General features: G+C 55.5%; 11 protein-coding genes and 1 riboswitch. Of the genes, 2 read left to right on the top strand and 9 right to left on the bottom strand.

Annotation, left to right across the window (positions count from 1 at the left end):
* The first annotated feature begins 103 nt into the window (after nucleotides 1–103).
* Entirely contained in the window at nucleotides 104–682 is a 579-nt protein-coding gene (locus tag G544_RS0111320; RefSeq protein ID WP_027274711.1) for a hypothetical protein, read from the top strand.
* Nucleotides 683–938: 256 nt separating this feature from the next.
* Nucleotides 939–1,628, top strand: a complete 690-nt coding sequence (locus tag G544_RS20395) for a DsbA family oxidoreductase (RefSeq protein ID WP_051155705.1) — start codon at nucleotides 939–941, stop codon at nucleotides 1,626–1,628.
* 11 nt (nucleotides 1,629–1,639) lie between these two features.
* Here the strand turns inward: G544_RS20395 and thiQ are convergent, their stop codons facing one another.
* From thiQ to leuA, 9 genes are all read right to left on the bottom strand, one after another.
* Nucleotides 1,640–2,335, bottom strand: a complete 696-nt coding sequence (thiQ, locus tag G544_RS0111310) for a thiamine ABC transporter ATP-binding protein ThiQ (protein ID WP_027274710.1) — start codon at nucleotides 2,333–2,335, stop codon at nucleotides 1,640–1,642.
* Nucleotides 2,322–3,926 (bottom strand): thiamine/thiamine pyrophosphate ABC transporter permease ThiP, encoded by a 1,605-nt coding sequence (thiP, locus tag G544_RS0111305; RefSeq protein ID WP_027274709.1) that lies wholly within the window; start codon nucleotides 3,924–3,926, stop codon nucleotides 2,322–2,324. The genes thiQ and thiP overlap by 14 nt, the downstream gene beginning before the upstream one ends.
* On the bottom strand, nucleotides 3,902–4,906 hold the full coding sequence (gene thiB / locus G544_RS0111300) for a thiamine ABC transporter substrate binding subunit (RefSeq protein WP_036023885.1): 1,005 nt from the start codon (nucleotides 4,904–4,906) through the stop codon (nucleotides 3,902–3,904). The genes thiP and thiB overlap by 25 nt, the downstream gene beginning before the upstream one ends.
* 107 nt (nucleotides 4,907–5,013) lie before the next feature.
* A riboswitch (TPP riboswitch) is annotated at nucleotides 5,014–5,127 on the bottom strand.
* A gap of 67 nt (nucleotides 5,128–5,194) precedes the next feature.
* Nucleotides 5,195–5,911, bottom strand: a complete 717-nt coding sequence (locus tag G544_RS0111295; RefSeq protein WP_027274707.1) for a DUF554 domain-containing protein — start codon at nucleotides 5,909–5,911, stop codon at nucleotides 5,195–5,197.
* A 281-nt stretch (nucleotides 5,912–6,192) separates the two neighbouring features.
* The gene (locus G544_RS21340) at nucleotides 6,193–6,924 is read right to left on the bottom strand and encodes a winged helix-turn-helix domain-containing protein (protein WP_051155704.1); all 732 of its coding nucleotides are present in this window, start codon (nucleotides 6,922–6,924) and stop codon (nucleotides 6,193–6,195) included.
* 690 nt (nucleotides 6,925–7,614) lie between these two features.
* Nucleotides 7,615–8,217 carry a 3-isopropylmalate dehydratase small subunit gene (gene leuD / locus G544_RS0111285; protein WP_027274706.1) on the bottom strand — a complete coding sequence of 201 codons (603 nt, stop codon included), beginning with the start codon at nucleotides 8,215–8,217 and terminating at the stop codon, nucleotides 7,615–7,617.
* A 12-nt stretch (nucleotides 8,218–8,229) separates the two neighbouring features.
* A complete protein-coding gene (gene leuC / locus G544_RS0111280) occupies nucleotides 8,230–9,642 on the bottom strand; it encodes a 3-isopropylmalate dehydratase large subunit (protein ID WP_134389156.1) in 1,413 nt (470 codons plus the stop codon).
* Between the two features lie 2 nt (nucleotides 9,643–9,644).
* Nucleotides 9,645–10,736 (bottom strand): 3-isopropylmalate dehydrogenase, encoded by a 1,092-nt coding sequence (gene leuB, locus G544_RS0111275; protein ID WP_027274704.1) that lies wholly within the window; start codon nucleotides 10,734–10,736, stop codon nucleotides 9,645–9,647.
* A gap of 70 nt (nucleotides 10,737–10,806) precedes the next feature.
* Nucleotides 10,807–12,354, bottom strand: a complete 1,548-nt coding sequence (gene leuA, locus G544_RS0111270; protein ID WP_027274703.1) for a 2-isopropylmalate synthase — start codon at nucleotides 12,352–12,354, stop codon at nucleotides 10,807–10,809.
* Nucleotides 12,355–12,516 lie beyond the last annotated feature (162 nt).

Raw genomic sequence — 12,516 nt, 5'->3', positions numbered from 1 at the left:
GCCGATTTCAAGCGGAAAATCCGTTGCAAACTGCCGCATAGTGTATACATTGAGCTTATCGAGCGTCATTTTTATCAACATAGCTAATAAGGACAGTCATCCGATGAAGGGGAAACTTCTCGCCTTTTTGACCGCCGCCGCGCTGTGCTCTGCGGCTTCGGTTCAAGCATCCGAATTAAACGATGCCCAGCGCGCTCAGGCGCTGCTCCAGTTTGAACAACTTCAGACCGCCGTCGCGAACAAAGACATCGGCGCGGTGAGCCGATTTATCGAACCGGAAGTGTTCCAGCTTGACCATCTGGCCGCAGGGGAAAGCGGGCCTGAGATGTGCTCGGCCGGCGATGGTTCCATCGTTATGGAGCAAAAGGATATCGAGGCCTGCGGCGCCAACGTGCTGCGAAACCTTCAGTCTATCCGTCAGATCGCGCTAAGCGCCGACGGGCGGGGCTTTAAGACGCATAAAACGGAAGACAAGGAGAACGGCTGCGTCACCACCTTCAGCGGCAGCTTTTCCGCCAAAGAGCTTGGCGATTACGCGCCGGGGATGCTGGTTCGCATTGAGGTTGACGCGCTGGATAGCGCAACGGATGAGCAGGCCGAAGGCTGCGTTGGGCTGACGAATCATTATTTTACCTTCAAGAATGACCGGCTGATGCTGACGTCGAGCCAGTCCTTTCCGTGATGCATTAGGCTTTACAATCCCGCCGGGTCCGGCGGGATCTTCGATCGTGGTCACATCCTTGCGTTTTGGTTGACGTTTAGACTGCTATTTTCATGAAAGCGTGTTCTACCCTTAAATCAGGTGGTCGGTTAACTGTGCGCCACAGCCTGAAAACACGCTTTTTAGGAGAGATATCCGCCATTCTTTAAGCTGCCTGTGCGTCGTAACGGACGCCGATGGCTTTTTGCGCCGCCTCAATAGGTAGGGGTAACGAACGATGAAGATACAGATGTGGTCAGACTTTTCCTGTCCGTTTTGCTATATCGGCAAGCAGCACCTTAAGAAAGCGCTGTCCGCATGCGGGCTTATCGAGCGTGCAGAGATCGTTTTTCGAAGCTTCGAGCTGGATCCTCGCGCCGTTTCGCTACAAAGCGGAGATATCTATCGTCACCTGTCGGAAAAGTACGATATGGGCATCATGGAAGTAAAAGAGATGACCGAACAGATTGCGCGCCAGGGGGCCATTGCCGGCCTGAGCTTTCGCTTCGACAGGCTCATTCCTACCAATACGTTTGATGCGCATCGGCTGCTGCATTTCGCAGCGGGCAGCGGTTCTGCCGATGCCGTCGGCGAGGCGTTGTTTTACGCGTCGTTTACCGAGGGGCGAAATCTGTCTGACCGGCGCACGCTGGTTGAGCTTGGCCAGAAAGCAGGGTTGAACGTCGACGTAGCGAGAGAAATGTTAGTGAGCGATCGCTATGGCGAGGCGGTGCGCGCCGATGAAGGGCTTGCCCGCCAGCTGAAAATCACGTCGGTGCCTTTCTTCATTTTTGATAATAAATATGCGGTGTCGGGCGCTCAACCGGTAGACGTTTTTAGCGACGTGCTGGTGAAGGTGGAGCAGGAGGCGCAAAGGCTTGGCCGCCTGAACGGCGGCTCTTCCCATCAGGAGGACGCTTTTGGCTAACGGCGTGGCCGTTAGCGAACTCCGAGAATTGCCGCTGCTTCCGAGCCGCCGCTCAGCAGCGCGGCCGTCGGCCCGTCATAAACGATACAGCCTTCATTCACCAGCAGCGTTCTGTCGGCGATGCGGGCCGCATCGTCCAGATTGTGCGACACCATCAGCAAGGTGAGCGCTTGCTCATCGCAGACTTCTTCCAACAGCGTGAGCATATCGCTTCGCAGTGCCGGATCCAGCGCCGAAAAGGGCTCATCCAGAAGCAGGATAGGCCGGTCTCTCACCAGGCAGCGAGCCAGCGCGACCCGCTGACGCTGACCGCCGGACAGCTGCGACGGCAGGCGGTCCATGTAGTCGGTCAGACCAACCCTACTGGCAATATCCCGCCTTTTTTGCTTTTGTTCTTCCGACAGGCGAAGCCCGGGATCCAGGCCCAGACCGATATTTTGCTCGACGGTAAGATGCGCGAACAGATTATTTTCCTGAAACAAAATGGAAACCGGGCGCTCGGACGGCGGCGTGTCTCGGTGATCTTGCCCGTTAAGCTTAAGCTCTCCGCTGTGTGCAAAAACAAAGCCGGCGATAAGGTGCAAAAGCGTGCTTTTACCCGCGCCGCTGGGGCCGAGAATAGCGATGCGCTCGCCCGACTTGGCCTTAAGAGTAAAGCGCAGGACAAGCGGCGGATAGGGATAGCAGAGGTCATCAAGTGCGATCATGGCGTCCGGGTAACCGTTCAATCAGTGTAAACAGGGCGAAGCTTACCAGCAGCAGCAGTAGCGAAGTAACGGCCGCAGACGCGCTGCGGTAGTTGCCTAACTGCTGGTAAAGATAATAGGGTAAGGTGCGAAATTCGTCATTGCCAAACAGGGCGATAACGCCGAAGTCGCCGATAGACAGCACGCTGGCAAAGGCCAGCGCCTGAGCCATAGGGCGCTTGAGCGCGCGAAGCTCGATCCATTTCAGGCGACTATAGCCGTTCATTCCGAGTGACTGGGCCAGCAGCGTATAGCGTTCCGCCAGATCCCGCATCGGGTTTTCCAGCACTTTGAGCGCATAGGGGATAGCCATCAGCGCGTTAGTGAAAATAACCAGCCCGTCGGCGGATTTAGGCAGGCCGACGCTGTGGCTAAGCAGCAGGAAAAAGCCGGTGGCCAGCACGATAGCCGGCATGGCCAGTATCATCATGCCGCAGGCCTCAAGTCGGCCTCCCCAAGGGCTGTAGCGAAGCTTAAGCTCTCTGCTGCTCCACAGCAGCATCACGGTAAGCGCGAGGCAAAGCAGGCCGGAAGCGGCCGCGATGCGCAGCGATGTCGACAGCGCCTGCCAAAGTGCGCTCTGGCGTAAAACGTTTGGGGCAGCGGCGTTTACGCCATCGATGATGACCGACAGCAGCGGCGGAATCAAAAACAGCATAGTGCCAACAATAAGCATGGCGTCGACGGCTTTACGCAGGCGTGAGTCTCGAGGATCGCGCCAGCGCAGGCCGTAGGTCGCGCCAACCGGCGGCGCGGCGTTGAGGCGTTGGCTGACGAGCACCACGACGATACAGCAGAAAAGTTGGATCAGGCCGAGCAGCGCGGCGCGTTGCAAGTCGAAGTCGTAATAAAGCGCTTGGTAGATGGCCAGCTCAATGGTCGTCGCCCGGGGGCCGCCGCCGAGGGTGAGCACGGTGGCGAAGCTGGCGAAACACAGCATAAATACCAAAGCCAGAGTGGGAAGAAGTTGGCGCCGCAAGGCAGGCCATTCGACGAAGCGAAAGCGCTGTCGGGCGTTCATTCCCAGCTGTGCGGCAAGCATGCGCTGTTCAACGGCCACGCCTTCCAGCGCCTGTAGCAGCAGTCGGGTCGCCAGCGGCAGGTTGAAAAAGGCGTGGGCCAGCAGGATGCCCGTCAGGCCATAGATAGAAAACTCCGGCGTGAAGCCCATCAGCCGCAGCAGCTGAGAAAGCCAGCCCTGCTGCCCGTAAACGCTCAGAAGTCCAAATACCGCCACCAGCACCGGCAGCACCAGCGTCATGGCGCACAGGCGAAGCAGCAGCGTTTTGCCGATAAACTCTCGGCGAAACAGCGCCCCGGCGATAAATACCGCGGGCGTCACGGCGATGACGGCGGATAAGAATGCCTGCCAGAAGGTAAAGCGTACGACGTGCCATAGATAGGCGTCGCTCGCCAAAGCGCGCAGATTGCCCGGCGGCGCGTATAGCCACAGGGCGATAAATGCGGCCAGAGCAACGCTGACAATAAGGCCCGCAGACAGGAGGCCCGGCCAAAGCCAGGGCGCTATCAGCGGCTGACGGCGCTTTGCCACGTCCGAATCCAAGATGCGCGGTTGGCGTCAACGTCCTCTGCGCTGAACTGAAGCGCTTTGGTCGGCTTGGCTAAGCGTGAGAATGCCTCCGGCAGCGGGATGTCGATAACCGGATACATCCAGTTAGCGGTGGGGATTTGGCTTTGGAAGGCTGGCGTTGTCATAAACGCCATAAATTTATCCGCCAGCTCCGGCTGTTGGCTTGCCTTGAGGCGCCCTGCGACCTCAACCTGCAGGTAGTGCCCTTCCTCAAACGGCGCGCTGACGTAGCGGTCGATTTTTTCTTCAATCATGTGATAGGCGGGCGAGGTGGTGTAGCTCAGCACCAGATCGGCCTCGCCTTTTAAGAACAGCTTGTAGGACTCGCTCCAGCCCTTGGTCACGGTAACGGTTTTTTTTGACAGTTTTTGCCAGGCTTGTGCTGCCTCATCGCCGTAGACTTTCTGCATCCACAGCATCAGCCCTTGGCCGGGCGTACTGGTGCGCGGATCCTGGTAGATAACGCGCCACTTTTGTTCGCCCTCTAGCAGCTCTTTCAGGCTTTTCGGCGGGTTTTTTAGCGCCTCTTTGTTGTAAACAAAAGCGAAGTAGCCGTAGTCGTAGGGAATAAAGGTGTCGTCCTGCCAGCCGCCGGGGACGGTGAGTTTTTTCATGTCCTCATCTTGGCCGTGGGGGGCGAACAGGCCGGTTTTTTTAGCCGCAGCGGTAAGGTTGTTGTCTAACCCCAGAACGACGTCGACAGGGCTGTTTTTACCTTCCATCCGCAGGCGGTTGAGCAGAGAAACGCCGTCGGACAGGGGAATGAGATTGAGCGTACATCCGCATTCGGCCTCAAAAGCCTGCTTGATCTTGGGCCCCGGGCCCCATTCGGAGGCAAAGGAGTCATAGGTGTAGACGGTCAGAACCGGCTTTGTGTCAGCAGCCAAGATAGGGCTGGCGGCGATAAGCAGCAGCGTAGTAACGACGGCTTTTCTTAACACTTTGCGCTCCTGGTTTTTATAAATAGCTATAAAAAGCTATAAAAAAGTCATAAAACAAAAGGAAACAAAGGTCTTTGAGTCAACGGCGCGTTGAGCGGTAGGCTTAGGCTATACGCGTTCTCAAATCCCTCCGCCGGCATTAACCGGATCAGGTTCTACGGGTAAGGTTCAGGCGACCGAACGCATTCTCAGCTTTTAAGCAAGCACCCCGTTGAGGTGAATATATTGTAGTTGCTCTCGCCGCGGGGAGGAAGCGGATTTATTTTAAGGCTGCGGCGAGAAGAGGGCTTATCCCATAAACTTATGCCAATAGAGCGATATGGGAACAATCAGAACCAGTGCCGGAAGGAAGTTAACCACGGCGAAGGTTTTTATTTGGGCGATGCGAAGCCCTACGGCAATCATCAAAATTCCACCGCAGGCAGAGAAGTCGCCCAGCGTAACGTCGTCCATAAAGGGCATGATAAGGCGAGCGGAACAGAACAGGGCGGCCTGAATGGCTAACTGGGGAAGGGCGATGGTCATAACGCCGACGCCGAGAGTCGTTGCGAAAATAGCTGCGGTGAAGACGTCGAGCAGCGATTTTACCAGTAAAAGCTGATAGTCGCCGGTCATGCCTTCCGTCAAAGAGCCGACGACGCCGGTGCCGCTGGCGCAAAACAGCACGATAAGAGCGGTAAAATTCTGACTATAGGCTTCCGGCGTCATGCCGTGATGGCGAGTTGGAACAATATGAGCCAGCGCGCGTTGAATAAAAGAACCGAACTTCTGAACGCCTTTTTCCATATAGCAAAGTTCGCCGATGGCGACGCCCAGAATCAGCGCCAGCGCGACGGCGGGCAGCTGATGTACTTTGATCGTCATGACGACGCCCATCGCGATGGAGGTCATAGCAAACGCGGCGGGAAGCCCTTCGCGCAGGCGCAGAGGAATGATGGGCGCGAGTAGAAGGCCGAGAGCGCCACCAAAAAAGATTGCGGCGCCGTTAAGATATGGACCGAGCATGTATTTTCCTGAATTAATCAATCAAACTCTGACGCAAGGATTAACGTCCGCGCGGTTAAATCGAAGGATTTAGCGCAGGCGCCGTTCCTGGCGATGACATAAGCGTTTACAGAATTCGCTGTCCGCAGAAGTTCGATGGACAATTTTAGAGAAACTGATGATAACGCGTTGGGAAGCTAAAAAGCGGCCCTCATTTTGGCGAAATAAGGCGCAACAGTAAATAGGGCGGCGCGGGATCGAGTAAGAATTTTTCTTATACGATCCTTTTACGAGCCTTTCCCCTACCCATTTTCTTTCAACAGATGGAGCATCTTTGTCAACGCCAGGTCATTTGTATCCGGTTGGCTGAGCTGAGTGAGCCTGTAAGGGCTCTGGCACTCTTGTACGTTTTCTTCGTCAGAAAACGCCTGAGAGGGCGTAAAGGCATAAACGCCCAGTGTGAAGGCGCTAACGACCATCATAAACAGGCTGAGGTAAAGCCCACGGCCTTGACGTTTGGCTTTGATGGCCGAGGGGCCTGTCACCCAGGCTGTCCGCATCGATGCGATGTCCTGAAGGTAAGCGCTTTCGTTTTGAGGAAGCGATTCGCTGGATTCGGCAATCGTGAAGGTAGGGGGCGCGACCCGTGTCGTTTCTATCTCTGCCGCTGCTTTATCTCCGCCTTCGGCAGGCGTTTGCAAAACGCAGTAGGCTTTTTCCAGCAGATAGCCTTTTCGTGGAACGGTGATAATGACCTTCTGATCTTTTCCCGAGTCTTCCAACGCGGCCCGCAGCGCGTGTATTGCGTTGGGGAGGCTATTTTGCCCAATGACTCTCTTTTCCCAGACCAGAGAGTTCAGGCGTTCTTTGGAAAGTATGGCGCCGGCGTGCTCGCTTAAGATTAGCAACAGCTTGAATTGAAATTCACCGAGGCGTTTAACTTCTTTTGTCTCTTGATGAATGATGGAATCAGTTGCGCTATCGATTAGCCAACCGTTAATGACGCAATGCGTGTTTTTGCTATCTTTTTTCATAGAAAGAACAAGCCTTATAAACGGCATTTTGATCGATAGAACGACGGTTGATGACGCGGTGTTTTCTTCCTGAATACGGCAGTCTGATTTGCGCGAAGATGATTATAGCGGGGCGCAGCGTTACTATCGGTCAAAATGGGGTTTTAAAATAATATAAAAATTATTTCTTGATTAATGTGTTGCCTGCCTGGGTTTTGTATGTCAGACGTGGATATATTAATACGTTAAGCAGTTAAAATAATCAATAATCAAATAATAGTTATTTTAAATAATAATTATCGTATCTTATTGTTTTAAGTGAGGTTATGTTTTTATGGGTAATTAGGTAAGAATTTGTTTCATTATGATAATTTATTTTAATTATTAAATTTATCAAGTTCTTACTATTGTTTTTGTTTTGTTGTAACTATGTTTTTATTTGGTTGTTATTAGTTAATGGAAAGATGTTAATAAGAATAAATCTCTTTAACTCTATAGAATAATATAGGGTAAAAACCTTTTTAATATTATGGCCTTTAAGGGGCGGTGATGGCTTTCTAATTTGAGAAAGTATTTTCTATAAAGATGATTATATTAAAGGGCTGGTAGGGTGGGGGATGAATTATATTATGGCTTAAAAGTGTGTGGAAAACACATTGGGTTTTTAATGAGGTAAGCCCCTTGCCGGGGCTTACCAATCAAAATGACGGCCTATCGCAAGAACGCTGGCTGCTTCGCTTCATAGGCGCCGATCGCATCGTCGTGTTGCAGCGTCAGGCCTATACTGTCCAATCCGTTAATCATGCAATGCTTGCGGAAAGGGTCGATGGTAAAGGCGTAGGCCTTATCGCCCGCAATCACCTTTTGATTTTCTAAATCGACGGTAAAGGTGACGCCTTCCTGTGCCGCTACCAGCGCGAACAGTTCGTCGATTTCCGCTTCGGCCAACGTGACCGGCAGCAGCTGGTTGTTAAAGGAGTTACCGTAAAAGATATCGGCAAAGCTTGGCGCGATCACCACTTTGAAGCCGTAGTCTGTCAACGCCCAGGGCGCGTGCTCGCGAGAGGAGCCGCAGCCGAAGTTTTCGCGCGCTAGCAGAATGGACGCGCCCTTATAGCGCGGCTTGTTCAGCACGAAGTCCGGATTGGGCTTTTGCCCCGCGTCGTCCAGAAAGCGCCAGTCGTTGAACAGATGCTGGCCAAAGCCGGTGCGGGTGACCTTTTGTAGAAACTGCTTGGGAATAATGGCGTCCGTATCTACGTTGGCGGCGTCTAACGGCACTACGATGCCGGTATGTTGAGTAAACTTCGTCATGCTGTTGTCTCCTTAAGCCAGCAAACGGATGTCGGCAAAGTGGCCGCTGATGGCTGCGGCGGCGGCCATCGCGGGGCTAACCAGGTGAGTACGCCCACCCCGGCCCTGACGGCCTTCAAAGTTACGGTTGCTGGTCGACGCGCAGCGTTCGCCCGGCTCTAACCGGTCGTTGTTCATCGCCAGACACATTGAACAGCCCGGCAGGCGCCATTCAAAGCCGGCTTCGATAAAGATTTTGTCTAGGCCTTCTTCTTCCGCCTGCGCTTTCACCGGGCCGGAGCCCGGCACTACCATGGCGACGACGCCGGGTGCGACTTTGCGCCCCTTGGCGACGGCGGCTGCGGCGCGCAGGTCCTCAATTCGGGAGTTGGTGCAGGAGCCGATGAACACTTTGTCGATGGCGACGTCGGTCATCTTCTGGCCCGCTTTCAGATCCATATAGGCCAGCGCCTTTTCCGCCGAGGCGCGTTCAACCGGATCGCTGAACGATTCGGGGGCAGGGATTGCCTGATCGACCGCCATTACTTGGCCCGGGTTGGTGCCCCAGGTTACCTGCGGGGCGATGTCGGCGGCGTTGAGCGTCACTACGGCGTCAAACGACGCGCCCGGATCGGACTTCAGCGTGCGCCAGTAGGCGACAGCTTCGTCCCACTGTTCCGGCTTGGGTGCGAACTGGCGGCCCTTCACGTAGCTAAAGGTAACGTCGTCCGGCGCGACCAGCCCGGCCTTGGCGCCCATTTCGATCGCCATGTTGCACAGGGTCATGCGGCCTTCCATCGACAGCGCTTCAATGGCTTCGCCACAGAATTCCACTACGTGGCCGGTGCCGCCGGCGTGGCCGATTTTACCGATAATGGCCAGCACGATGTCTTTCGCCGTAATGCCCGGTGCGGTAGCGCCGTTCACTTCGATTTTCATCGTCTTGGCGCGGGCCTGCTTCAGGGTTTGGGTTGCCAGCACGTGCTCAACTTCAGAAGTGCCGATGCCAAAAGCCAGCGAGCCGAACGCGCCGTGAGTGGCGGTGTGGGAGTCGCCGCATACGATAGTCATACCCGGCAGGGTCATGCCCTGTTCTGGCCCGATAACGTGTACGATGCCCTGATAAGGGTGGTTCAGATCGTACAGGGAGACGTTGAACTCTTTACAGTTCTTAATCAGCTCCTGCATCTGGATGCGGGCCATCTCGCCGCAGGCGTTGATGTCTTTAGTCTGAGTTGAAACGTTGTGGTCCATGGTGGCGAAGGTTTTCTCCGGTTGGCGAACCGGGCGCTTCATGGCGCGCAGGCCGTCAAACGCCTGGGGAGAGGTGACTTCGTGCACCAGATGGCGATCGATATACAGCAGCGGCGTTTCGTTCGGCGCTTCGTACACAACGTGTGCGTCGTATAATTTTTGATACAGTGTTTTCGACATGCTCTGAGACATCGTTATGCTCCTTGTGCGACGAACTGAGCGATAGCATCGCCCATTTGGCTGGTAGAAACGGACGGACCGTTGCCCGCTAAATCACCGGTGCGGTATCCCTGCGCCAGCGCCTTGTTGACGGCGTTTTCAATCGCGTCGGCGGCGTCATTGGCGTTCAGGCTGTAGCGCAGCAGAAGCGACAGCGACAGAATTTGGGCGATCGGGTTGGCGATGTTTTTGCCGGCGATGTCCGGCGCGGAACCGCCGGCCGGTTCGTACAGGCCGAATCCTTTGTCGTTCAGACTGGCTGACGGCAGCATGCCCATGGAGCCGGTGATCATTGCGCATTCGTCGGACAAAATATCGCCAAACAGGTTGGAGCATAGCACCACGTCGAACTGAGACGGCTCTTTCACCATCTGCATGGTGGCGTTGTCGATATACATGTGGTTCAGGCTGACGTCCGGATACTGCTTCGCGACTTCCGTTACGACTTCACGCCACAGAATGGAGGTTTGCAGCACGTTCGATTTGTCGATAGACGTCACCTTTGAGCGGCGCTTGCGCGCGGCTTCAAAGGCGATATGGGCGATGCGTTCAATCTCATAGCGGTGATACACCTCGGTATCAAACGCCTTTTCCTGCGGGCCGCTGCCTTCGCGGCCTTTGGGTTGGCCGAAGTAAATGCCGCCGGTCAGCTCGCGTACGCAAAGAATGTCGAACCCCTTATGGGCGATGTCGCTTCTTAACGGGCTGAAGTCTTCCAGCCCCTTATACAGGCTAGCCGGGCGCAGGTTGGAAAAAAGCTGGAAATGTTTACGCAGGGGCAGCAGAGCGCCGCGTTCCGGCTGCTCGTTAGGCGGCAGGTGCTCCCACTTGGGGCCGCCGACCGAACCGAACAGCACAGCGTCGGCCTTTTCGCAGCCGGCAACGGTTTGCGGCGGTAGCGGCATGCCGTGGCGGTCGATGGCCGCGCCGCCGACGTCATACTCCTGCGTCGTGATGTCCATATCGAAACGTTGGCGCACGGCGTCTAGCACCTTCATCGCCTGCTGCATGACTTCGGGGCCGATGCCGTCTCCGGGCAGAACGGCAATGTGATAGGAACGCGTCATAGTTGCTCTTTACCTCTGTTGTTTATTTTTAATGTTCTAATACTAATTCTTATGCCGATGTCGTTTTGCTTTAAGCGTGCGCCAATTTTTGCTTTTGCGCTTCCACCTGCTGGGCGCGCCATACGTGGTTCAGCACGTGCACCAGCGCCAACGCCGACGATTCGACGATGTCGGTCGCCAATCCCATGCCGTGGAAGCGGCGGCCTTCGTATTCCGCGACGATGTCCACCTGACCCAGCGCGTCTTTACCCTGGCCCTTGGCGGTCAACTGGTATTTGACGATAGAAATCGGGTAGTCCGCAATGCGGTTGATGGCCTGGTAGACGGCGTCAACGGGGCCGTTGCCGGTAGCGGCTTCCGACTTCATTTCACCACCGCAGGTCAGGCGTACGGACGCGGTCGCCATCAGGTTGGTGCCTGACTGTACGCTGAAATAATCCAGCGAGAAGTGATCCTGCTCTTCCTGCTGCTTGCTGATAAACACCAGCGCTTCCAAATCGTAGTCAAACACCTGGCCTTTCTTGTCCGCCAGCTTCAGGAAGTTGGCGTACAGTTCGTCCAGCGAGTAGTCGTCTTCACTGTAGCCCATGGCCTCCATGCGGTGTTTCACCGCGGCGCGCCCGGAGCGTGAGGTCAGGTTCAGCTGTACCTGGCTAAAGCCGATGGATTCCGGCGTCATGATTTCGTAGGTTTGGCGGTTTTTCAGCACGCCGTCCTGATGAATGCCGGAGGAGTGCGCATAGGCGTTAGAGCCTACTACCGCCTTGTTGCCGGGGACCGGCATGTTGCACAGCTGGCTGACCAACTGGCTGGTGCGATAGATTTCCTGATGGTTGATGTTGGTGTGTACACCCAGAATGTCCTGACGCACTTTAATCGCCATAATGACTTCTTCCAACGCGCAGTTGCCCGCGCGTTCGCCGATGCCGTTCATCGCGCCTTCAATCTGGCGAGCGCCGGCCTGTACGGCGGTGATGGAGTTAGCGACCGACATGCCCAGATCGTCGTGGCAGTGGACGGAAATAACCGCTTTGTCGATGTTTGGGACGCGCTGGTACAGGGTTTCGATGATGCCGCCGAACTGGCGAGGAACGGTGTAGCCGACGGTGTCAGGAATGTTGATGGTGGTGGCCCCGGCGCCAATGGCGGCCTCGACGATGCGGCACAGGTTGTCTATCGGCGTACGTCCGGCGTCTTCACAGGAGAACTCGACGTCGTCGCTGTAGTTGCGCGCGCGCTTGACGGAGCGAACCGCCATTTCCATCACTTCTTCAAAAGAGCGCTTCAGCTTGGACTCGACGTGCAGCGTGGAAGTGGCCAGGAAGACGTGGATGCGAAAGGCTTCGGCGACGCGCAGCGCTTCTGCCGCGACGTCGATGTCTTTATCCACGCAGCGAGCCAGGGCGCAGACGCGGCTGTTTTTAATTTGGCGGGCGATGGCCTGTACGGACTCAAAGTCGCCAGGGGAGGAAACCGGGAAACCGACTTCCATGACGTCAACGCCCATGCGCTCCAGCGCCAGGGCAATCTGCATTTTTTCTTTGACGTTCAGGCTGGCCTGCAGCGCCTGTTCGCCGTCTCGCAGGGTCGTATCGAAGATAATGACTTGTTGGCTCATAGCGTGTTCCTTTAACTGTGTAACGGTTTGTCGGTTCAGACTCCCTGCGAGGTCAAAAAAAAACCCGCGCAGGTCGCGCGGGTTCTTGTGTTCTTTTCGATTCAGCTCAGTTCGCTGCCCACAAGTCATCCGCGCAAGACGATGCGAGGAGGAGGAGGCTAA

It is taken from the genome of Leminorella grimontii ATCC 33999 = DSM 5078, assembly GCF_000439085.1.
Lineage (GTDB): Bacteria > Pseudomonadota > Gammaproteobacteria > Enterobacterales > Enterobacteriaceae > Leminorella > Leminorella grimontii.
This window is presented reverse-complemented; position numbering and strand designations above follow the sequence as displayed.

Coding starts and splice junctions, on each gene's coding strand:
- G544_RS0111320 (WP_027274711.1), top strand. CDS start 104: ATGAAGGGGAAACTTCTCGCCTTTTTGACCGCCGCCGCGCTGTGCTCT.
- G544_RS20395 (WP_051155705.1), top strand. CDS start 939: ATGAAGATACAGATGTGGTCAGACTTTTCCTGTCCGTTTTGCTATATC.
- thiQ (WP_027274710.1), bottom strand. CDS start 2,335: ATGATCGCACTTGATGACCTCTGCTATCCCTATCCGCCGCTTGTCCTG.
- G544_RS0111295 (WP_027274707.1), bottom strand. CDS start 5,911: ATGCTCGGTCCATATCTTAACGGCGCCGCAATCTTTTTTGGTGGCGCT.
- G544_RS21340 (WP_051155704.1), bottom strand. CDS start 6,924: ATGAAAAAAGATAGCAAAAACACGCATTGCGTCATTAACGGTTGGCTA.
- leuD (WP_027274706.1), bottom strand. CDS start 8,217: ATGACGAAGTTTACTCAACATACCGGCATCGTAGTGCCGTTAGACGCC.
- leuC (WP_134389156.1), bottom strand. CDS start 9,642: ATGTCTCAGAGCATGTCGAAAACACTGTATCAAAAATTATACGACGCA.
- leuB (WP_027274704.1), bottom strand. CDS start 10,736: ATGACGCGTTCCTATCACATTGCCGTTCTGCCCGGAGACGGCATCGGC.
- leuA (WP_027274703.1), bottom strand. CDS start 12,354: ATGAGCCAACAAGTCATTATCTTCGATACGACCCTGCGAGACGGCGAA.